This is a genomic window from Mesorhizobium loti (assembly GCF_003148495.1).
GTDB lineage: Bacteria > Pseudomonadota > Alphaproteobacteria > Rhizobiales > Rhizobiaceae > Mesorhizobium > Mesorhizobium loti.
On the sequence record NZ_QGGH01000012.1, the window covers coordinates 104,523 to 127,113 of the forward strand.

15 protein-coding genes and 2 pseudogenes are annotated in these 22,591 nt (G+C 60.0%); 4 read left to right on the plus strand and 13 right to left on the minus strand.

Annotated features, from left to right (window positions below; all coding sequences use genetic code 11):
- Positions 1 to 198: 198 nt before the first annotated feature.
- Together C8D77_RS29170 and C8D77_RS29180 are read left to right on the plus strand one after the other, a co-directional pair.
- Positions 199 to 1,185, plus strand: a complete 987-nt coding sequence (locus C8D77_RS29170) for a hypothetical protein (protein ID WP_146211838.1) — start codon at positions 199 to 201, stop codon at positions 1,183 to 1,185.
- Between the two features lie 457 nt (positions 1,186 to 1,642).
- Positions 1,643 to 1,878, plus strand: a pseudogene (locus C8D77_RS29180) (IS6 family transposase); the annotation flags it as partial.
- Positions 1,879 to 1,990: 112 nt separating this feature from the next.
- Here the strand turns inward: C8D77_RS29180 and C8D77_RS29185 are convergent.
- The 5 genes and pseudogenes from C8D77_RS29185 to C8D77_RS29205 all read right to left on the minus strand — a co-directional run bounded on the left by C8D77_RS29185 (position 1,991) and on the right by C8D77_RS29205 (position 8,479).
- Positions 1,991 to 3,025, minus strand: coding sequence for a GlxA family transcriptional regulator (locus C8D77_RS29185; RefSeq protein ID WP_109670767.1), 1,035 nt, complete (start codon positions 3,023 to 3,025; stop codon positions 1,991 to 1,993).
- Between the two features lie 15 nt (positions 3,026 to 3,040).
- Positions 3,041 to 3,707: pseudogene (locus tag C8D77_RS29190) on the minus strand (corrinoid protein).
- 273 nt (positions 3,708 to 3,980) lie between these two features.
- Positions 3,981 to 5,630: an ABC transporter substrate-binding protein gene (locus tag C8D77_RS29195; RefSeq protein ID WP_109670769.1), complete on the minus strand. Its 1,650-nt coding sequence runs from the start codon at positions 5,628 to 5,630 to the stop codon at positions 3,981 to 3,983.
- A gap of 82 nt (positions 5,631 to 5,712) precedes the next feature.
- Positions 5,713 to 6,837, minus strand: a complete 1,125-nt coding sequence (gene gcvT, locus C8D77_RS29200) for a glycine cleavage system aminomethyltransferase GcvT (protein ID WP_109670771.1) — start codon at positions 6,835 to 6,837, stop codon at positions 5,713 to 5,715.
- A 37-nt stretch (positions 6,838 to 6,874) separates the two neighbouring features.
- The gene (locus tag C8D77_RS29205; RefSeq protein WP_109670774.1) at positions 6,875 to 8,479 is read right to left on the minus strand and encodes a phytoene desaturase family protein; all 1,605 of its coding nucleotides are present in this window, start codon (positions 8,477 to 8,479) and stop codon (positions 6,875 to 6,877) included.
- A 274-nt stretch (positions 8,480 to 8,753) separates the two neighbouring features.
- Here C8D77_RS29205 and C8D77_RS29210 point away from each other — a divergent pair, with 274 nt between their 5' ends.
- A complete protein-coding gene (locus C8D77_RS29210; protein WP_109670776.1) occupies positions 8,754 to 9,713 on the plus strand; it encodes a LysR substrate-binding domain-containing protein in 960 nt (319 codons plus the stop codon).
- A 76-nt stretch (positions 9,714 to 9,789) separates the two neighbouring features.
- Here the strand turns inward: C8D77_RS29210 and C8D77_RS29215 are convergent, their stop codons facing one another.
- From C8D77_RS29215 to C8D77_RS29245, 6 genes are all read right to left on the minus strand, one after another.
- Positions 9,790 to 12,240 (minus strand): GcvT family protein, encoded by a 2,451-nt coding sequence (locus C8D77_RS29215; protein WP_109670778.1) that lies wholly within the window; start codon positions 12,238 to 12,240, stop codon positions 9,790 to 9,792.
- Positions 12,241 to 12,331: 91 nt separating this feature from the next.
- Positions 12,332 to 13,252, minus strand: coding sequence for a beta-keto acid cleavage family enzyme (locus C8D77_RS29220; RefSeq protein WP_109670780.1), 921 nt, complete (start codon positions 13,250 to 13,252; stop codon positions 12,332 to 12,334).
- 112 nt (positions 13,253 to 13,364) lie between these two features.
- Positions 13,365 to 14,840, minus strand: a complete 1,476-nt coding sequence (locus C8D77_RS29225; RefSeq protein ID WP_109670781.1) for a carnitine 3-dehydrogenase — start codon at positions 14,838 to 14,840, stop codon at positions 13,365 to 13,367.
- A 1-nt stretch (position 14,841) separates the two neighbouring features.
- Entirely contained in the window at positions 14,842 to 16,974 is a 2,133-nt protein-coding gene (locus C8D77_RS29230; RefSeq protein ID WP_109670782.1) for an acetate--CoA ligase family protein, read from the minus strand.
- A gap of 2 nt (positions 16,975 to 16,976) precedes the next feature.
- Positions 16,977 to 17,795, minus strand: coding sequence for an enoyl-CoA hydratase-related protein (locus tag C8D77_RS29235; protein WP_109670783.1), 819 nt, complete (start codon positions 17,793 to 17,795; stop codon positions 16,977 to 16,979).
- Between the two features lie 756 nt (positions 17,796 to 18,551).
- The gene (locus tag C8D77_RS29245; protein ID WP_109670786.1) at positions 18,552 to 19,556 is read right to left on the minus strand and encodes an NADP-dependent oxidoreductase; all 1,005 of its coding nucleotides are present in this window, start codon (positions 19,554 to 19,556) and stop codon (positions 18,552 to 18,554) included.
- A 106-nt stretch (positions 19,557 to 19,662) separates the two neighbouring features.
- Here C8D77_RS29245 and C8D77_RS29250 point away from each other — a divergent pair, with 106 nt between their 5' ends.
- Complete coding sequence (locus tag C8D77_RS29250) at positions 19,663 to 20,559, plus strand: LysR family transcriptional regulator (RefSeq protein ID WP_109670788.1); 897 nt, start codon at positions 19,663 to 19,665, stop codon at positions 20,557 to 20,559.
- A gap of 281 nt (positions 20,560 to 20,840) precedes the next feature.
- Here C8D77_RS29250 and scpB read toward each other — a convergent pair whose 3' ends face one another.
- Both scpB and C8D77_RS29260 read right to left on the minus strand, forming a co-directional pair.
- A complete protein-coding gene (gene scpB, locus C8D77_RS29255; RefSeq protein ID WP_170136851.1) occupies positions 20,841 to 21,560 on the minus strand; it encodes an SMC-Scp complex subunit ScpB in 720 nt (239 codons plus the stop codon).
- A gap of 5 nt (positions 21,561 to 21,565) precedes the next feature.
- A complete protein-coding gene (locus tag C8D77_RS29260) occupies positions 21,566 to 22,582 on the minus strand; it encodes a DUF1403 family protein (protein ID WP_109670790.1) in 1,017 nt (338 codons plus the stop codon).
- Positions 22,583 to 22,591 lie beyond the last annotated feature (9 nt).

Consider the following 22,591-nt stretch of genomic DNA (forward strand, 5'->3'; position numbering starts at 1 on the left):
TCTAGCGAATGCAAAGGCTCAATACCGGCTGCCGTGATCTCACTGATTGGCTGAGTTCTGTCGCAGATCCCCACGACGGCGGACTTGAAGAGCAACAGATACATTAGCATGAGATGTCTGGATTGATTGGTCGGCTTAACCGCGCCTCAGTACGCCGTCGGTAAAAGGCATGAGGACTGGGTACATTGGGGGAGCGATTTGGCAGGCAAAATCTATGTCATCATGACGGGGAACGAAAACAGCCTTTGGTCTCGGTGCCTCAGCGAGAGCCTCGTAGCCCTCGAATTTGGCAAGACCTATTTTGATCCATGGCGCGCAGAAGACTACGATAGCTATCTGGAGGTTACGAAAGCTGGCGCCGCCAAAGACGACTCGGAGGCCGACGTCAAAGGTCGGGCGACGCTCTGGTTCAATCGAGGTAACGACCTGACGCGCAGTGAAGGCGATCTCTGGCTCCACAGAGACAAGAACAGCGATAGTCTCTATTGGGCCCGGACGACGAGTGCCGATCCGGTTTTTGATCACTCCGATCCCGACAGCGTTATGCTCGCGAAGCCTGTCACCAAGTGGTCCCGCCATGACAAGAAAATGAAGCCGTTGTCATGGAAGACGATCCATCCCGTGGCGAAGGACTATATCTCCTCAATGGCGGCGATGTTCAGCGTCGCCAATGCGGATATGAAGGCCTATGTACAGGCCCTCATCGACGGAGGTGATCTCACTCCATGGCATTCGCGCCCAAAGTGGGAAGAACGCCTCGGCGTGCAAAAAGGGAAGGCCCTCGGATCGAGCGTGTCGCTGCATGAGCTCACTCTCGCAAATCTCATGCTCTCGATTACGGGCACGGTTGCGAATTCGAATGGCCAGAAGGTCTTCAAAACCTTAAAGAACAAGGAACTCCATTGTTCCGAGGCCGAGATGAAGGCTCATCTTGCCAACCTCTACGAGGAGCAGAAGGGGAAATGCGCTATCACCGGCCTTACGATGCATCTGCATGGGCAGGACGATTGCGATAGCGATATGCTCGTTTCTCCGGACCGGATTGACAGCTACGGCCATTATTCGATCGGCAATGTTCAGCTCGTCTGCCGTTTCGTGAATTTCTGGAAGATGGCTCAGGATAATAACCGCTTTGCCGAACTTCTGGACCGTGTGGTGGCCAACCAGCTCGCAGATACGTTGTAGCCAGACCACAGATCGTGCATTTCCGTCGCTGCATCATCCCGGCGGGGCATCAATCTGATGATCTTTCCAGCCAATCTTATCGAAGGCGACAGCATCGCCGTTCATGACCCCGATCGTCGGCTGCCGCACGATCAATCGGCCTGGTCGTGAATTGCTGCCTGCGGTTGCAACCTGGCATTGACCCGCTCAAGACACTTGGTCCTCAACGACATCGACCTCAGGTTCTTCCTCTTTGCCGTCGTCCTCCCCGCCGGCCAATCCGACCGGAATATCCCCAGCCAGCAGCTTCTCTAGAGAGTGAAAGTCTCTTCCGATGAAGAAGAGCCCCGAGTCATGCGCGGGCGGCCGTGAGGACGTACGTGAAGCGTTGACAGGGGAGCAAGCAGGCCAGGTATTAAGCCTCGAAAAATGCAGCATCCAGGCGCCGACGCACTCAAATCCTTATGCTCCCCTCTATCGCGCCATCATCGTTTCCTGCGATGCCACAAGTCGATTGCAGGATTGGTCCCGGCGCCGGTCGAAGCCGATCCGCGCCGCGTGCGGCCGATGCTCGGTTTCAAATCGACGCACGCCGCCGCGGTCACCCTGTCCGGCATCGAGATGGTCCACATGATGCGCAAACGACAAGCGCGGTACGCCTTCAATCCGAACCCGTCTCTCGCCGAGCAGTTAGAAATCCTCGCTGCCGCATGAGGTTGCCACCACTCTGGCAAATTCTCTGACCCGACAAAACTTTGCAACGGAACGACCCTGCTTGTACCATTGGGTGAGCTGGGCTCTCGAGACCCTAATTGATCGACCCTGATCAGTTCCTGCAGGCACTGGGGTTGATGTCGAATACTGTACGGAAGCACTTCGAAAAATGTGATGCCGAAACGAAGCCGCATGCGATCGCGATTTCCACCATCGGTAACTCAGTTTGCTCGACTAGGCGCTTGGCGCGGGCGAGTCTCATATGGAGATAGTAGCGCATTGGAGAGGACGACACTGAGTGCTTGAAAAGTCGTTCAATCTGGCGCTGTGAGCGGCCAACGCGCCTAGCGATGTCGCGGAGAGGGAGGGGATTTTCAACATACTCCTCCATGATACAGATCACTTCCGCCAGTGCCTTGCCGATGCCGGTCGCATCAGTGCTTGAGGTCCATTGTCTGTCTGAAGCCGAGCGCCAGTGCGAAGCGATCGTATGTCTGCAAACTGCCAATGCGGCCTCTTCGCCGAGATGTTCGCCGATCAACTCCATCACGAAGTCGAAGGACGCGAACTCTCCTGCACAGGTGGCGACACGAGCATTTCTAACAAAGAGTCGGTCAGTTACCTGAAGGCGACGAAACGTTTCAGAGAGAGCTGCGCGCTTGTCCCAATGGATCGTGCACGCCGTATCGTCGAGCAAGCCGCTTTCCGCCAATAGCCAAGTCGCGGTGCCTAGGGCGGCTATTGGCACGCCGTGCCTTCCGCACAGGCGGAGAATGCGGAGCAGAGAAGCTGACGACTGTTTCTCTACTCGATCGCCGGCGCAAACAATCACCATGTTCGGGCGCTTGCCGGTCTGCAGGCTTTGCCCCGTTCTCGCGAAGTCCGTGCTGGCCGACAGCCAGAGGCCACTGGCACACTCGACTGGATTACCATCCAGGCTCGCGATGGCCCACTCGAAGGAAGCCCGGCTGGAGACTGAGTTCGCAAGCCGGAGGGGATCTACAAAAGATGAAAGGGTGAGTTGCGAGAATCCCGGAAGCGCAAGGATGACCACTCGATACGCCTCCACATCCGCCCCCTTTGGCAGCCGCCCAAAGTCCCGACGAACGTCGCGAGCTCGATCCACCGCCAAAAATGGTGCATTCATTCGGTCATATCTTCCCTAATGGGTCGTCGACATGCGTTGGCCGACATACGAGACTGGTCGCGCGGTTCCGCAATTGCGCTTCATGAAATCCTTGGCGGTCTCGACCGCCATCGCCACATCGCGCCAATAGGCATCGGCGCCGACGGCCTTGCCGAATTCCCCGTTGAGCGGCGCGCCGCCTTCATGTAGGGCATGGTGGTGGTCAGCAGCGCCGACATGCCGACGATGTCGGGCTGGTGCTGCTCGATGGCATCGAGATATTTCTCGACCGCATTGTTGATGCCGAGGTCGATGAGGTCGATGCCAGCGCCCTCCATCATCATGCCGACGAGGTTCTTGCCGATGTCGTGGATGTCGCCCTTGACGGTGCCGATCACCATCTTGCCCTGCTTGGGCGCCGATGCGGCCAGCAGCGGGCGCAGGATGAACATGCCGGCCTTCATGGCGTGGCCGAAAGCAGCACTTCCGGCACGAACAGGATGCCATCGCGAAAATCCTCGCCGACGATGCGCATGCCTTCGACCAGTGCCTCGGTCAGCACCTTGTAGGGCGCCCAGCCGCGCTCGAGCAGGATGTTGGTGCCTTCCTCGATCTCTTCCTTCAACCCGTCATAGAGGTCGTCGCGCATCTGCTGCACAAGTTCGTCGGAAAGGTTAGACAGGATGACGTTTTCACCAGACATGATGGGATCGTGCCGCTCAACTTAACGAAAGGTCGGTACCCGCCCCTTGGCGGGTACCGACTAGGCTTGCGGTGCAGCCTTGGGAGTTGATCCGGGCGACGGGTTGGCCTTGCGTGCGGCAATCTTGACGAATGCCTGCTTGTATCGAACCTGGAGGATGTCGCATCCCCCAGGAACCTCCTCTAGTTGTCGCGGCAATTGCGAAAGCCGCGGTGTGTGCCGCTCCGAACGCTATGCCGACACCAGAAGGCATCGGCTGCCGTATGAGCTTGCCTATGCGTCCAGCCAGACGTTTTGAAGATCGATCTCGTAGGTCTGGTGCATGCCGTAGTTCTTCAGCTTCTTGCTCATATGGCAGTAAAGCTTCTGCCAGTACGGCTGGATGATAATACCGGAATCCTGCAGGATCCGCTCGACGTCCTTCATGACCTCCTTACGCTTGCCGGGGTCGCTGATCGAAAGAGCCTCTCTCAACTTGGCGTCGAACTCGGGATTGGCGTACCCGGTCTCGTTCCAGGCTTCGCCCGAGCGATAAGCCAGAGCGAGCGTCTGGACTGCCAGCGGACGCATATACCAAATCGTGAGCGAATAAGGATATTTCGTCCAGTCGTTCCAGAACGTCGAACCAGGCAATACCGTTCGCTTCACCTTGATACCGGCTTCCCGTAGCTGGCCGGCAATCGCATCCCCTGTGGCCTTCTGCCAGTCGTCTTCGATGGTGATCAGTTCGTGCTCGTAATCGGCCTGTCCGGCTTCCGCCATCAGCTTCTTGGCGCCGGCGGCGTCACGTGCCTGTTTTGGAAGCGGGAAATACTCGGGCTGAATCGGACTGACGTGGTGATTCTCGCCGACCGTGCCGCGACCGTTGTAGCCGAGCTGCAGCACGGCGTTATTGTCGACCGCCATTTGCAGGGCGTTGCGCACCCTTTTGTCGTCATACGGTTTGTGCGCGACGTTAGTGCGCGCAACAACAGTGGTCGCCGTCGCCACCTCGGACTTAACCAAGCCCATCTTGTCCAGTGCATCGATATAGTCGGACGGGGTCTCGTAATCCAAATCGATTTCGCCGGAGTCGAACGCCGAGATCGTAGCAGTGAAATCCTGGCCGTAGTCGATGAACTGTACGCCGTCGAGCGGCGCTTCTCCACTCCACCATTTGCCATTCTCGCGGCGCTTGACGACCGCTTTCTGGCCGACATCGTAGGAAACAAGTTCGAATGGTCCCGTACCGATCGGCTTCTTGACCGGATCGGCGCCGTCCTTGTCGAAGTTGCGATGCACGATGAGAGCCGGGTAGTCCGTGAAGCCAGGGATAATTGAGATGTCTGGCCCGTTCAGCTTCAGCTTCACGGTGTAATCATCGACCTTCGTGATCGCGCCGTCCTTCGCCTTGCCGGTCATGTCGTCGATCAGAGAACCCATGCGCGCTGCCATGGAGTTACCGGCAACACCCTTTTCACACCAGCGGGTAATGTTGAAAACGACATCGTCAGCATGGAAGACGTCGCCGTTGTTCCACGTCACGCCCTCGCGCACGTGCAGAACGTATTCGGTGGCGTCATCGTTGACGCCCCAGCTCTCAAGCAGAACCGGTTCGAATGTGAACTTGTGCGTGTATCGCACCAAAGGCTCGAGCCAGCAGCGAGAAACATTTGCCATTTCTCCCCAATCGTACGTGCGCGGGTCCTTCTGCCCCTTGACGGACATAGCCACGCGCAGGGTTCCGCCCTTCTTCGGCTCTTCAGCGAAGGCCGGCTGCGGCACGGCAAGGCCCGCCATGCCGTAGGCCATGGCGGCCGATGCGCCGAACACGCTCGCGATTGCAAGGAACTCGCGCCGGTCCACCCGGCCCTCGCGAGCGTCCTTGGCCATTTCGTCGACGGACGCAGGAACGCGCCCGCCATTCGACTTGAAGTATTTCATGCTCTCCTCCTGTTCTTGTTCCCATTCACAGTTCAAAACGCATGCTCCTGAGGCGAGGTTGGTCGCCTGCCTCACTGGTTTCTTAGGATCTGGCCCGCATCCTATTCGGGTCGTAGAGCGCCTCGCTGCGAAGGACAGCTTGGCTGGCACGCGCCTTGGCTTCGACAACCACCGGCTGCCCGTCATTGGCCAGGTCCGAAATGACGTACCCTTGCGCCAGGGCCTTCCTGACCGTGAAGCCTTTGGCGACCGATGTGACGGTGCCGGCTTTCCTGCCATCGACTGTGATGTCGGCGCCGATCTCCAGCGGCACATCAAGGTCGGCGGTCTCGACCAACATGAGGCGCTTGGACGGCCCCTGCTCCATCTGTCGCGCGATGACGCTGCGGCCGATGAAATCGGGTTTATCAAGACGGACAGTCCATTCGAGACCCGCTTCGACGGGAGTGTTGCCCGTCGAAAGATCAAGACCATACAGGGGAAACTTCTTCTCCATCCTTAGGGTAGCGAGCGAGCCCAGTCCGCAAGCCTTCACGCCCAGGTCTGCTCCGGCCTCGATAAGGCGGTCCCAGACGTGCTCGGCGTACTCAGAGGGATAGAACAATTCGTAGCCAAGCTCGCCCGAGTAGCCGGTGCGGGAGATCATCATGTCGGGGACACCCGCCAGGTCGCCCATGACGAACCTGAAGTACTTCAGCTTGGACGCTGACAGATCGGCGTCGGTAAGTCTTGAAAGAAGTGCTCGGGAGTTCGGGCCCTGCACCGACATGTAAGCAAAGCGAGCGCCATAGTTGATGACCTGGACCCGAAGTTCGCCAGCCACCTCGCGTATCCAAGCTTCGACCGAAACGAACCGCGACGGCGTGGGGCAAACCCTGAATGTGTCGTCTGCCATACGATAGACCAACAGGTCGTCGATCATCCCGCCCTCAGCGTTGCAGAGCGAGGTGTAGACAACGCCCGACGGTCCGACGCGCCCGATGTCGTTGACGCAAAGCTTCTGCATCACGTTGAGTGCGTCCGGTCCGGTCACTTCCAGGAAGTACTGCGAGTAGACGTCGAAGAGGCCGACGTTTTCTCGAGCGGCTATGTGCTCTGCTTCAATGGACCCGAAGTGCAAGGCGGCTGCAAAGCCGATGCGATCCACGAACTCCGCGCCAGCGGCCGCGTGCTTGTGATAGTAAGGCGTGCGGCGGATCATGGCCATCTGGTCTGTCCTTCTAAATGTTGATGGTGGCGCTTGCTCATCGCATCCGCTTCCCTTGGTCCTTAAGAATTTCCCGCGCTGCGTTGTGGCCAGGAATGCCGGATACGCCGCCTCCTGGATGAGTGCTCGAGCCGCACTGATAGAGTCCGCGGATCGGCGACCTGTAGTCGGAGTAGTGAGCGGCCGGCCGCTTGAAGAAGAGTTGGTCAGGTGCGAGTTCGCCATGGAAGATGTGGCCGGAGGGTAGGTTGACCCGGCGTTCGATCTCGTCGGGCGTGAGCACATCCATGGCGATGACGTCGCCCGAAAAGCCTGGCGCAAAGCGGTCCATGGTGGCCATCACGTTCTTGACGAGGTTCGGCCTCTCGGCTTCCCAGTTGGACGACTTCAGGTCGCATGCGGCGTGCCCACCGAAGACGTTGAGAACGTGCTTGCCTGCAGGAGCAAGGGTGTCGTCGACCACCGTGGGGGCAACAGGGGTCAGGAACGGCTCGGTGGAATACCAGCCATCCTTGGCATCTGTGTACGAGCGGTCCAAATATTCGACGTCGGGCGCGATGTGCACGTATGTCGGGTAGGTGAAGCTGCCGAGAGCCCCGTCCGCGATCGCCTTGTCGACGGCCCGGTACTGCGGGAGGCGTTCGCACGCGATGTTGATTTTGAAAGCGGAGGAGCGCATCCGATAATTGCGTATGTCGCGCACGAATTCCGACGGCAGTTCCTTTGAGTCCACCAGCTTCAGGAACGTGACCGGAGCCGCGGCATTCGAGACGACAATCTTCGAGCGGTACTCACGACCATTGCGCAGGGCAACGCCGACACTTCTGCCATTCTCGATGATGATCCGCTCGACATCGGCCTCAGTCTCGATCTGGAGACCCTTCGTACGGCCATAGGAGGCAATGGACTGGGTAATCGCACCCATCCCTCCCTTAATGAATCCCCAACCGCCAGCGCCTTCGTGCTCGCCCATGATGTGGTGGATGATCACGTAGGCAGACCCGGGCGTACGCGGACTGACGAACGTCCCGATCGAGGCGTAGTACGCGAGGACCGCCCGGATGCGGCTGTCGTCGAACCATTCTCGCAGGAAGTCGTCCGCGCTCATAGTAAGCAGGTCGACAAGGCGATAGAAGCGATCGCCGATCTTGCGATACTTCCAGGCGAACGAGGCCAGGTTCTTGAGCGACTTGAAGTCGGTCCGCGACGGGTCTGGCGGAACGTCGAACAGAAGCTTGCGCACCACGTTGGCGGCTTCGCTTATGTAGCGGTCGAATTCCGGATAGATCTCAGCGTCGTGGCGGTTGAAGCGACCAAACTGTTCCTGCGTCTTCTTCACGTTGTCGGAGAAGACGATGTAGTCATCGTCCAACGGCGAGTACATATCCGAGCAAGGCAGTACTTGGAGCCCATGCTTGGCGAGTTCGAGGTCGCGGATGATCCTGGGATGCAACAGGCTCATCAGGTAGGAGAAAGTCGACGCCCGATAACCTGGATGGAACTCCTCGGTCACGGCTGCTCCGCCCACAACAGAGCGTCGCTCGAGGACTTTGACCTTCAGTCCATTGCGGGTTAGGTAGGCGCCGCAGACCAATCCGTTGTGCCCGCCTCCAATGACGATCGCGTCGTAGGTCTCTGACATTCAAGTCTCGCTTGGGGCTTGGGCTAGGTTCGCGAGCAGCGCTGCTTCACGCTCCGTGTCGACTAGCGTCACAACCGGGATGTTCAGGGTCATGACCATGATGCCGGATTGGATTTGACTTCGATTTGTGGACATGGCGACAGGTGACAACCTTGACAGCTGATATGACGGGCCTTCATGTGATGAAGGGACTTCTGTGAAGTCAAACCCTAAAATATGCGCTGTTGAAGCCGAGCGATATGCGCATCCCATTCATGGCACATGAGAGCAGCTCATGAAGTATTGGCGACATGTCCCCCCGTTGCGCGTGATGCTCGCCATAGAGGCAACAGCCCGTCTGGAGAGCCTTTCCAAGGCGGCCGGTGAGCTCAACGTGACCCAGTCAGCGATTAGTCATCTCATCACGCAGGCAGAAGATTTTTTGTCTGTCAGATTGTTTGATAGACAAAGCAGGCCCGTACGCGTCACGACTGAGGGGAGGCGCTATGTAAATGCCCTTGTAGCCGGCCTCGATATCATCTCCCTCGAGGGCGAGACGCTTCAGCGGGGCCACAATGCGGACAGTCTTACCGTCTCATGTAACCTCGCCTATGCAAACTTCTGGCTGCTGCCTCGCCTGAAGGAATTCCACAAGAGCCACCCTGAGATCACCGTGAACATGGTGACGGCGTATCAGGGGTTGCCCGAACTCTCTGAAAGAATCGACATTTCGGTCCGGTTCGGCAAAGGCAACTGGCCGGATTGTGACGCCGAATTGCTCCTGTCAGAGCTAATCACTCCCGTCGCAAACCCTGCTTATCTGGCCCGCTCGGCTCCCATCAAGACCCCGCGCGATCTGACGATGCACATCCTGCTGCACGCAAGGGCGGACGACAAGTCGTGGTTCGACTGGGAGCAATGGTTTGCCCACTATGACATCAAGACCAATCCGCTGCCCGGGCCGCATTTTGACAATCATTTGACCATGATGCAGGCCGCCCTGGCAGGCGAAGGCATCGCGCTCGGATGGATTGGCACCGCAACGGAGCTTGTCCGAGCCGGGCAGCTGGTTGAGCTGTTTGACGACAAGGTTCAGGCCGACGGCGGTATCTATCTGGTCTGGCGCAAGAACGTCCCCCTATCGACTGCCGCCAAGACTTTTGCCAAATGGATGCTTGGTTCGCGAGATGACAGCTTGCGTGACCTCCAGGATCACAGCCCTCCGATCACGGTCGACTGGGAACGTGGGCCGTAGGGTTCCGCGAAGGTTCCTCGACGCAGCCAGGTTCCGAAGGCGCCGCCATTGCCGACGCCTCATGAATGCCAGATGCCTAGCCGCGCACTCTCGCGTTTCGCGGGTCGTACCAAGGCCCAAACTGGAGCTCGATCGGATAGCGCTTCATCGCAATTTCGACCTCCCACTTGCCATCGGCGAGCCAGTCCTTTGTCACTCCATCAGCGTTTCTCACGTAACCAAGGCCAAGCGACGCGCCGACGCGATGGCCATAGGCTCCGGACGTAACCGACCCGACGATGGCGCCGTCGCGGACCAGCGGCTCGTTGTGATAGAGCATCGGCATGTCAGGTCCACCTGCCAGTTTCACTTGCACAAGGCGGCGCCTGACAGTGCCCTCCGCTCGTTGCGTCAGCAGCGCGTCTCGACCAAAGAAGCCGCCGGGCTTGTCCAAGGCCACGGCAAAGCCGAGGCCACCGTTGTAGGGCGTGTCCTCCTCGCCGATGTCGTGCCCCCAATGGCGATAGCCTTTTTCCATCCGCAACGAATTCAGTGCGAAGAAGCCGCCGTGCTTAAGGCCGAGGTCGTTTCCAACCTCGACGAGCTTTTCATGCACGTGAGCGGCGAATTCCGTTTCGGGATAAAGCTCGAAGCCGAACTCGCCCACAAACGTCAGCCGACTTGCGCGAACGCGAGCGTAGCCGAGGTCGATCTCGCGGCTCGTACCGAAGGGAAAGCCATCGTTGCTGAAATCATCAGGCGAGACGCGCGCCATGAGCTCCCGCGCCTTCGGCCCCATCACGGCAAGCATCGGAAGGCCGGATGTGATGTCGACGATGTGGACGCGCGCCCCGTCCGGCAGGTGCCGCTTGAACCAGGCGAGGTCCCGACGCTGCGAGACTGCCACGGTGACGACGAGGAAGGCGTCATCCGCCAGACGCGTCACCGTGACGTCCGCCTCGATGCCACCGATCTCGTTGAGCCACTGTGAGTAGACCACGCGGCCGACCTCGACGTCGCAATCGGCAGCGCAAATCCAGTTCATCGTCTTGAGCGCGTCCGGACCTTCGACACGGTATTTGACGAAACAGCTATGGTCGAAAATCGTCACGTTCTCAGCGGTGTTCTGGCACTCCGCGCGAACATTCGCGAACCAGCTCGGGCGGTAGTAGGAATATTCGATGTTCACGACTTCCTGGGCGGTACCGAAGAAGCCAGGCCGCTCCCAGCCCGCCGCTTCGGCCATGAAGGCACCGGCCGCGACCAGGCGATCGTGGAAAGGCGATCGGCGCACGCCCCGTGCGGATACAAATTGACGGCTCGGCCAGTGCATGTCGAAGTTGAGGCCGAGGGTCTCGACCGTGCGGTCCTCCAGGTATTTCCGATTGCGTTGGAAACTTTGGGTGCGGCGCACGTCGACATCGATAAGCTCAACGGGAGGCCTGCCGTCGCGTATCCAAGAGGCGAGCGATTTGCCCACGCCACCGGAGGATAGGATGCCAAGGGAATTGAAGCCCGTGGCGCAGTACAGTCCGGAGACCTCGGCAGTTTCGCCCAGCAGGTAGCGGCCGTCCGCGGTGAAGCTTTCTGGCCCGTTGAAGAACAGCTGAATGCCAGTGTCAGCCAGCAGCGGCACGCGGTTGGCCGCCGCCTCGAGGTGCGGCGCGATGTGGTCGATGTCTTCCGGAAGCGCGTCGAATCTAAAGTCCTTTGAGATGCCCTTCTGTCCCCAGGGTTTCGCCACAGGTTCGAAAAAGCCGACGAGCAGCTTGCCGGCGTCTTCCTTGTAGTAGGTCCACTCGTCGCCCAGGAACATCACCGGAAGATTGCGTGGCAGGTCGGGAATGGCTTCGGTGACGACATAGAAATGCTCCGCGGCGTGGAGCGGGACTGTGACGCCGATCTCGGCCGCCAGATCGCGCGACCACATGCCGCCGCAGATAACGACAATCCGGGCTTCGATCTTGCCTTGCTCCGTCATTACGCCGACGGCACGGCCGTTCTCCACGAAGAGTTGGGTCACCGGCAAGTTCTCTATGATCCGGACCCCGCCCGTCCGCGCGCCTTTGGCGTAAGCCATCGTGACGTCGGCCGGATTGACCTGCCCGTCGTGAGGGAACCAGAACCCGCCGACGATGCCCGCGAGGTTGACGGGCCCCCACCGCTCCTTGATTTCACCCGGCGTTACTGCCTCGACCGGAAGGCCGAAGTTGCGCCCCATGGAAGCGCCCCTGGCCAATTCCTCATACCGCGCTGGCGTGGTCGCGACCCGGAGCGATCCGTTGCGTTTGAATCCAGTGGCCTGGCCAGTTTCCTGCTCAAGACGGGTGAAGAGTTCACCCGTGTATTTCGCCAGCTCGGTCATCCGCTGTGTCGCGCGCAGCTGGGTGACCAACCCGGCGGCATGCCAGGTGGTGCCGCACGTCAGTTGACGGCGCTCGCACAGCACCACGTCTGTGATGCCAATTTTGGCCAGGTGATAGGCGATCGAGCAGCCCGCCACGCCACCGCCGACGATAACAACATCAGCCTTCGAGGGTATGTTCATATCCAGTGCCTTTTGAGATTGCTGTTCTGCCCGCGAGTTCGCCGGGGTGAACGATGTAAATTTCAGATGATGGAGGCGTAGCTACCTTTTCTCAGCCCGCTGACCTTCGGCCCCGCTTGATGAGATTCAGTCTGCTTCGCACTTCGCCGGGTCCTAGAACGCGGACGCCCATCGCCGTGATCAGTTCCACGGCACGGGAGACGAGTTCGGCGTTGGTCGCAAGCCGCCCCTTTTCAAGGAAGAGATTGTCCTCGAGCCCCACGCGGACATTGCCCCCAGCAAGGATTGCCGCCGCCACGTAGGCCATCTGATCGCGGCCGAGCGAAAACGCAGACCAGATGCAGTCACGTGGGGCGTTGTTCACCATCGCCATTAGCGTATTGAGGTCGTTAGGCGCCCCCCAGGGCACGCCCATGCAGAATTGGATTAGAGCTGGCGATTTCAATACGCCCTCGGCCAGAATCTGCTTTGCAAACCACAGATGGCCAGTGTCGAAGACCTCGATCTCGGCCTGCATCCCGAGCTCAGAGATGACAGCTCCCATTCCCCTCAGCAGCCCAGGGGTATTGACCATGATCAGCCCAGTGTCGCCAAAGTTCATCGAGCCGCAATCGATGGTGCAGATTTCCGGGCGGCATTCGACGATATGCGCAAGTCTCGCGCTGACTCCGATCAGGTCGGTGCCCTCAACGTCGATCGGCAATGGTTCTTCATCAGGCCCCAGAAACAGATCACCGCCCATGCCGCAGGTGAGATTCAAGATGACGTCCACATCGGCGCTACGGATGCGGTCCGTCACTTCCCGGTACAGCGCCAGGTCGCGTGACGGCTTGCCACTTTCAGGATCCCGGACGTGGCAGTGTACAATTGCGGCTCCCATGCGCGCGGCCGCGATCGCGTCATCGGCGATCTCCTTCGGACTGCGCGGCACGTGACGCGACTTGTCCTGGGTATTTCCCGAGCCGGTGACCGCACAGGTGACGAAGACTTCTCGGCTGATGTTCAATGGCATCTGGGCGTACCTCCTAGAACCTCTGCTGAGCGAAACGCCTAGCGCTTCGCGCACTGCCCTCGCGCAGAAGCTTCCACGACTGCGCCGAGTAAGACGCGCCACACTTTCGCAACTAGACTGCCCTCGATACGGAGTGTTCAGCCTCCATCTTGTAAAGGTCGCGGATGGCTGCCCCGGCCCCGTCGGGCCGCGGCAGATGCGCGTGGGCTTTCTCAAGATTCTTCAGCGCGACGGCAACATTGGGAAGCGGCTCGCGAATCGCGCGAGTGGCAAGATCGACATGCAGGATCATCATCTCGACGGTCGCGGCGAGTTCCTCGCTCGGCCCATACAAACGATGGAACAGATGAGTTTTCTTTCCCATGCCGTAGAGCACCTGCGTGCGGACGGTGATCTCATCCCCCTCGTGCAGCTCGGCCAAATAGCGGACATGCGTCTCTCCGGTAAAATGGCTGCGGCCAGCCGCGATGTATTCGGCAGTGACGCCGCAGCCTTCCGTCAGCGCATCCGCCGCATTCGAGGCAATCTCGAGATAGTGCGCCTCATTCATATGGCCATTCGCATCGGTCCAGCTGGACGGAATGACTCGCCTTGCAGTAACGGGCAGGGAGCCGTCCTGGCGAAGGGGCAGGTGCGCCTCATGGGCGCGTATCGTACCCCCCGCCCCTACACCCTGCGGCTTGAGCGAGCGGATCATTGCAACCAGGCTTGCGTCGCGCGCACGTTCTGTTTCCCGAATGCTCCGCCCAGCCGATTGAGCATCAGACTGCTCAGCGATGCGGTCGATCAGCGCAGCGTCGAGATCGGGTACGTCCATTAGATGACTCAGGGGCTCGACCAGCGATGGGCCGAACTGCGCGAAGAAGTGACGCATCCCGGCCTCTCCGCCGGCCAGTCGGTATGTCTCGAACTGGCCCATCTGCGCGCAACGCAAACCAAAGCCATAGAGGATAGCCTCATCGATCTGAGCTGTGGTGGCGACACCCTCCTTGATCATCCACAACGTCTCCCGCCACATCGCCTCCTGCAGCCGGTTGCCGATGAACCCGTCGTTTTCTCGGTCAAGCACCAGCGGATGCATGCCAATGCTTTGCAGCGTCTCCGCTGCGCGCGCCTTCAGCGCCGGCGGCGTCAGTTCCGACCCCACCACCTCGACAAGAGGCAGGAGGTATACGGGATTGAAAGGATGGGCGACGATGAGCCGTTCGGGATGGCTGCAGAGCTCCTGCAGCTTGCTTGGCCTGATAGCCGACGTTGAAGAGGCGAGAAGGGCCCCGTTGGCGAGATGCGGTTCGATCGCGGCGTAGATGGCTCGCTTGACCTCCAGCCGTTCAGGCACGCTTTCCTGAACCCAATAGGCATCCGTCACTGCCTCGGCGATCGTTCCGACGAAATCGAGCTGCCCGGCAGAAGGCAACGGGCGGTCGTATAGCGCGGGCAGGCTGGAACGTGCATTAGCCAGCACTTCCCGCATGCGACGCTCTGCATCGGGCCCAGTGTCGAAGATGCTTACGTCATGGCCATTCAGCAGAAAACGGGCGGCCCATCCCGCGCCGATGACCCCGCAACCAATGATCGCCACCTTCATCTCAGGCAACCTTGCGTGCGCGATCGGCGGCCGGGACGACCAGTGCGTCGACCGCCATCGCCCCCTCGGCCGTTACGACGATCGGATTGACGTCGGCCTCTTTCAATGTGTCGCCGAGGGCGGCGCACATGACCGAGAACCGACTGAGAGCCCTGGCGGCGGCAATCTTGTCGGCGGGAGCGCTCCCCCGCACTCCATCCAGCAACCGCGCGATGGGAAGCCGCCCAATAAGCTCAAGCGCGCGGCTTTCGCCGAACGGAGCAAGTGCGAATTGCTGCCCGCCAAAGTGTTCCACAAGGGTACCTCCGGCTGACACCATAACCAGAGACCCGAAGTCGGGATCCTGCACGCAACCAAAAGCCAGCTCTATGCCCCTTGGCGACATGTTCTGGATGATTGCGCGCGGGCCAAGAGTTGCGGTAAGGCGGCCGTAAGCCTGTTCGAGCTCCCGGTCGTCGCGTATGTTGAGCAGTACACCGCCGACGTCACTTTTGTGGTCGATGCCTTCCGCGGCTGTTTTCACGGCAACCGGATAGCCTAGCCGTTTCGCAGCCGCCTTAAGCCCTTCCAACGTGTCGTGGGCTTCGTTGCCCACGACAGGAACGCCAAAGCTGGAGAGGAGCGCCAGCGCCTCGTACTCGTCGATAGATTTGGAACGCGACAGACAAGCCTGCCACGAGGCGGCGTGGCTTTTCGAAACTTCCGGCACGGGATCGGCAACTTGGCTCAGTCGTTCGGACCATTCCTGGAGCTTGGATATGGCATTCAACGTCTCGCCGATACCGTTGATGCAGGGGATCCCCCGATCAATGAGCCTGGCCCCAAGCAAGAAGTTATTTGCGCGGCCGAAGCTTGAATAGAAGAAGCACGGTTTGTCGGTGCGCCGGGGCAGGCTCAGGGCGAGGTCCAGGAGCTTCTCTTCGTAGACGTAGTCGTCCCTGAGGTCGGCTTCCAAGCCAACCATCGAAACCTCGTCAGCACATGAAAGCACTGTGAGCGCCTCCTCGAACGGCTTGCTGAAGTCGTCTGTAAGGTCTGCAGCGCAGTCCAGAGGATTCGAGGGCTCAAGATGCTGCGGCAAGACCTGGCGTAGGCCTTGAACGGTCCGGTTCGAAAACCTTGCAAGTCGCGCCCCCGACTCCGCCGCCAGATCGATAGCCAGCTCGCGAAGGCCGCCGGAATCTGTCATGAGCGCGGCGCCGCCTGGTCCGGGCAAGCGTCCCGTCGAGCACAGCGACGCTACGTTCATCAGTTCGTCGATGGACTGCACGCTGATCGCGCCGCAATCTTCGAGCACGGCCTCGTAGGCGGCCTTTGAGCCCGCCAGGGCTCCTGTGTGCGACCGCGCCATACGCGCACTCTCTTCGGAGCGGCCGACTTTGCACACGACCACGGGAATGCCTCGCTGGCGGGCACGTTTCAGGCTGCTCTGGAACCCGGTGGGATTCCGGGCTGTCTCCATAAAGACGGCGATGACTTTCGTGCTCTCCCGGCTCACCGCGTAGTCGATATATTCGTCAATCGTAGCGCCGATTTCCTGGCCTGGCGATACCAGCAGGTCAAACCGATATCGGGGGTCGTTCATCGCAAGCGTCGTGAAGACGGACCCCGAATGCGCGATAAGGGTTATCCCGCCCGGCTTGAGATGCGACGCGCCATAGAAGCTTGCAACGCAACCAGACGGAACGTTGATCAGTCCCATCCCGGCGCCGCCGCAGACGGCGATCCCGTGTTCGGAGGCGATGTCCTTGAGGCGCGAGAGCAGCGGTGATCCGTCCGCGGCGTTGCCGTTGCAGGCATCGAAAATGACCGCTGATTTGGCTCCGCTCCGGATGGCGTCCAGCAACGACTGCTCCAGATTGCGACCACCCACCCCAAGTATTGCCAGATCAGGAGCCTCGTCGAGATCGCCAAGGCTCCCTCGACATGGCTGGCCAAGGACGCTCTCGTAGCGGGGGTTGATAAAATCAATGCGGCCGGAGAAATTGGCGCTCGTGACGGCTTGGGCGAGCCGCAACCCGAATGAATTGGCCCGCTCGGAGACCCCTACCACGGCAATCGATCGAGCATCGAGCATTGGCGCGAGCCGATGTGCTGCGCCCCACGTGCGTTCAGCTGGATAGTTGGCAAGCATAATCAATTCCCGCTGAACTTGGCTGGCCGCTTTTCGGCAAAAGCAACTGCGCCTTCGTCGAAGTCTTCGGATTTGAGCATACGCTCATAGTGCTGAAGACCGCTCTTGCCCGTCCATGCAAGCCTGCTCGTCTCGTGCGCTGCTTCGACTGACAGATGGGCGGTGGCGCGCATGAACTCCTTGAGCGCCTTGGCAACCAGGGGAGCTCCCGAAGCGATGCCTTTCGCGATCTCGACCGCGTGTCCCAGAATGCGTTCACGAGGAACCACATCACGAACCAGGCCCCAATGTTTGGCTTCATAGGCGGAGAGGCGTCGGCCTGTCAGCATGAGATCGATAGCGACGTTGTACGGTACCCTGCGGTGCAGCTTCTGGATTGCTCCTCCATCCGGCAGAAAGCCACGCTGCATCTCGGGAAGCGCGAAATAAGCATCCTCCGAGGCCAAGATGATGTCTGCCCCGAGCGCCAGCTCGAAACCGCCGCCCACGGCAGCGCCGTTAACGGCCGCAATCACCGGTTTGCTCAAGTCGAAGAACTCCGGCAAGCCACCGATGCCGCCAGGTCCGAGGTCGAAACCCTTTTCCTCGTCGCGCCCATCACCACGCGCGACCGCTTTGAGGTCCCAGCCTGCACTGAAAATCCGCTTCTGGTTTTCTTCGCCGACTACAATCCCCACCCGAAGATCGTCATCGTCGTTGAGCTGCTTGAAGGCGTGATAGAGTTCGTATGAGAAAGCCGTGTCGATCGCATTTGCAGGTGGCCGATTCATCGTGACGACCATGATGCCAGAGTCGATCTCGACCTTAAGTTGGGATGACATGGGAATGCTTCCTTGACCGCTTCAGCGAGAGCCGTCGTGACTCGTGGTGGTTTCGTAGTCTGGGCATCGTAGGTCGATTCAGCCTCCACTGATATCGCCAAACTTCTCATGGAGCATGAAGTGCGCTCATGATCGGGATGAGCCGCGCGTCTCGTTAAAGGGCTGAAATCGCTTCTTTGAATGTGTCGGGCCGACGTGACTCCGTCGGCTATCAGCCAGAGAACAAACCTCGAGCCCATGTCTGTGAACACTGCCCACATCCCGGAGTGGGCTTCTGCACTGATGCAAGAGCGGCTAAACAGCTCCCGATTTCGCCCCACCTCTCCAACGCTCGCACTTCATGAGTTTCCCTCATACCAGGGCGAGTGTTCAGCGCATCTGAAAACTGGTGAACCCGTACATCGGCGTGTCAAGCCCGCGTGCACGGTGCACTTCAGATGATGCAACCGCCATTCATAGCCAATGACGGCTGGTGACATAACTGGCCCTCGGAAAGCAGGCAAGCGATGACCGAACCGAACGACATCGGTCAGCACACCCATTCGAACGGCATTGTCGCCTCTGAGGTCGACCAAGCGTAGGTCTGTAGTGGTCGCGATCTCCGCATAGCGCCGTCGGGTCAGCTCCACCTCCTCACTGGTCTCGTCGGAGACTTGGCCCGAAGTTGGCTAACTGTTCAAGGCGTGCACTGGCAGGTTTTGGCCCAAAGCAATCATGAAGTGGCGCGAAGCTGCCGTGCGCTCCTGCTGTTCCACATCATAGCTTGACCAGTTGCTTTCCGAAGTTCTCTCCCTTCAACATTCTGACGAAAGCGCCGGGCACGGTGTCGATCCCTTCAGTGACATCCTCCCTTGTCTGTAGCAAACCCTGCTGGTACCACGACAGCAGATCGGCAATCGCCGTTTCGTATTCGCGCACGTGATCGTCGAGTAGGAACCCCTCGATTCGGGCACGGGTGATCAGGGTTCTCCTAAGATGTCTCAGGCCGATGTCGCGCTGGTCAAATCGGTCGGCCAAGGCAATCGTCCCGACCACCACCACTCTGCCAAACGTGTTGAGGTTCAGCATCGCCGCATCGTGGATCGGCCCGGCAGTATTGTCGATAAAGACATCCACCCCTTTGGGGCATGCAGCAGCGACATCAGCCACGAGATCAGCCGAGGTCCTGTGATTGACGCCTGTCCGATATCCAATTTCCTTACACCATTCCAGCTTCTCGTCCGAGCCTGCAACAGCGACCGGGTCGAAGCCTTTGATCCGTGCGATTTGTCCGGCGATCTGCCCCACCGCTCCCGAGGCAGCAGAGATCAATACTGTCTCTCCTGTCTTCGGACCTCCGGTCTTGAGGAGGGCAAAGTAGGCCGTGAGACCGGGCATGCCGAGGTAGCTCAGTGCGGATTGTATCGGGGCGTCCGTGGTTGTTACAGGTTTGGCTGATCCGGCCGGGATGACGCTAAGCGGCTGCCAGCCGAAATAATCGCTCATCACGATGTCGCCCGGTTTGAAGTCCGAAGACTCAGACGTCACGACCTCGCCAATTCCGCCCCCACGCATCAGATCACCAAGCTTGAAACCAGCGGCGTAGTTCTTCGCCGGGCTAATCCGACCCCGCATGTAGGGGTCCACGGAGAGCCACAGCGTTTTCACCAATAGGTCGTCGTGCGCAGCCTCGGGAATTGGTCGATCTTCCAGGACCCAGTTCTCAGGTGTTGGCATTGCGGAAGGGTAACTCGCAAGTATCCAGCTCGGATTGGCAGCCATGATTTCTCCTCAGGTTGGGCGCTGCCCGCATCGATGCACCAATTCATTTTCCGTGTTAATAGGAGCGGAACGAGAAACATTGTTTTGTATTTCGAAAGAATGACAAATGGATATGGTTGAGGCCATGAGGGTCGCCGTGGCGGTCGCGCGGCACAAAAGCTTCTCTTCCGCGAGCCGGGACTTACGCCTTTCCGCTCCCTCGGTGAGCCGCATTGTGGCTGGCCTAGAGGCCGATCTCGGGGTTCGTCTCTTCAATCGCACCACCAGGCAGCTCAATCTGACTGATGCCGGGCTGGAGTTCGTGCAGACGAGCTTGGGCCTCCTGGAGGAACTCGACCTGATGCGGACCGCGGTACGCGAGCGCCACGAAACCCCTCGCGGCCAGTTGCGTGTCTCCTGCGTGACGGCCTTCGGCAACGAGTGCTTGGCACCCGCGATGCCGGAGTTTACACAACGGTTCCCACAGCTCAGCATCTCAATCGACTTTGGCAACCGGTTAGTCGATCTCATCGGGGAGCATTTCGATGTTGCCATCCGGGTTGGGCCGCTCCCCGATTCATCCCTGATTGCCCAGAGGATTTTCACGCAGAGGATCGTGGTCGTCGCATCGCCACAGTTCTGTAATAGATATGGGATGCCCAAGACCCTAACTGAAGTCAGAACCTTTCCGTCGGTCACTCAAGTTAGCGGCGAATGGGGGCGCACCCATCGCTTCTTCTACAACGGGGAGATCATCGACTTCGAAGTACCGCAGCATCTAACGATGAACTCGGCCCGCGCGGTGAGGAACGCCTGCCTCACAGGATGGGGTTATTCCCTCTTGCCGGATTTCATGGTCGAAAAGGATATCGAGGAGAACCGCCTAGTGCGCCTGCTACCAGATCATGAACCCACCGAGCTGCCGATCTTCGCCTTCTACGCTCAGCGACGCCACACCCCTCAGAAGATCAGGGTGTTCGTCGGCTATTTGACAGAGGTATTCGGCGACCGAGACAGCCAGTGAAACCTGCACGGCGCCTCCTTTTGGTGCAAGTCTTCACGCCACTCCGTGCGCTGATTGTCGAAACCGCGTCCAGGATTTTTGTCCCGGTGCGAGCAGCACAACGCTTACGATTTAACGGTCTCCAGCGACAGGTGTCAGACAGCTCGAGTCAGCCAGCGAATTTTGTACCGCTTCTGGCGAGGTCTAGAGCTTCATGTCGTGCAAGAGAAAACGGAAGAAAAGTAGAACAGCGCGCAAATCCGGACCATCGACAGCTGCGACCGTGGCGTGGCAGCGAGCAGTCATTCGTCGACCTGGACCCCGTCGTATTCTTCGCTACCGGCAAAGTCCGGCATGATGTCGCCCGCCAGCAGCTTCTCTTTCGACAGCAGACCTGCATCTTCGAGCGCCTCGATGTCGGGAAGATCGCGCAGCGTATCGAGTCCGAACTCCAGCAGGAATTGTTTGGTCGTCACATAGGTGTAGGGCGCGCCGGTCGTCGGGCTGCGGGGACCAGAGGCGATGAGGCCGGCGCCGCGCAAATGGCCGATCAGGTCGCGAGAAATCTCCTTCCCAAAAAAGCTCGACAGTTCGGCGCGGGTGATCGGCTGGAAGTAGGCGATGCACATCAGCACCAGCACGTCCGACTGCGTCAGGTCTACGGCACGCTCGCTCTCGCCGACGGCTGTGCCAAATGCCCTGCGGATCGCATCGGCGTAGGCTGGCCGGGTTAGGTGCCGAAAACCGCCGGCGACAGCGACCAGGTCATAAGGCCGGCCGCGTAGCTCCTCGCGAATGTCGTCGATCAAAAGATCGATGCTGCAGCTTTTGCCGACGATGCGGGCGAGCGTCTCGCGGCCAACGGGTTCGCTGGCGGCAAAAATGGTCGCCTCGACCCGCTGCATCCATTCGCGCCAACGCGCCTCCGGCGGCAGGTGATCCAGCTCCCGGTCAAACAGCTGGTCAGCTGATCGACGGTCATCTGACCGATCCTTTCCGCGTCTGCGAACCCCTTCCGCCATCGTCTTCACAGCCCGTAGATGCGGAAGGTGGCGCGGCCGGACAGCTCGCGCACGGCGCCGAGCTCAACCAGCCGGTCGAACAGGCGGCGCAGCCCACGGTCGCTCATGCCTGAGATCTTTTCCGAGGCAACGATCGCATCGTCGCACAGGAGCTTGTTGACAACAGCGTCCGCCGCCTTGGCCCTGAGTTTCGGCGCAACGCCAAGCAGCCGGTCCGCGCGGCGCTCGAGCTCGGCGGAAAGGTCAATCGCGCGCAGCGCGGCGCGCGCCTGCGCGGCAAGCAGACTTTTCGCACGCTCAGGATTTGTCCCAATACTTGTCGCCACAGAGCTGGCTACCGATCGACGCGGGCGCGCGCTTGTGCCCAAAGCCGCATCGGCGCCTAGCAGCGGCACCGCATGTACCCAACCCATCCGTTGAGCCAGCAGGGCGTCGGCGACCCAGACTCCAAGAGTGCGCCCAAAGCCGTGACGCTCGGCGGCTGCGATGGCGCCGGTCATCATTCCCACCGTCCCGTCACTGGCGGCTAGCCGCCGGAGATCGTCCGTCAGATCGCTCATGCCCTCGTCGTCGGGGGCATAGCCGAATTCCGCCAATACCGCGGCCAGATTTCTCTTCGTCAGAAGCTCCTCTGCGGGCCGGGCGGCCAGCCGGCGCCAGGCGAGGAGCAAAAGCCCGGCGGGGCCGACATCGTCTCCGGGCCGGGTGAGCAGCACGGCGTCGCGCAGCGCGCTTTCGTCCTCGACGCGGCCGGCCTGCTTCGCCGTTGCCGCGGCCGCCGAAAGCGCCAGCCGCTGCCGCCAGGCGCCGGCCCATCTCTCTTGCCGGCGCACGACCGTATCGAGCGCGCAGATGGCGGCGCCGGCGACGATCGCGACCTCCTCGATGTCTTTCCCCATAAGGCTTTGCGTATCCGGGATGGCGCGGCGCAGCCAGGCCGGCACCGGTGCCATCGGCGCGGTCGAAGCGGCACCGAGAGGCGTGGCGTGGTGGCGTGGAGAGGATTTGGGGCGCAGAATCATCGCAAGCAG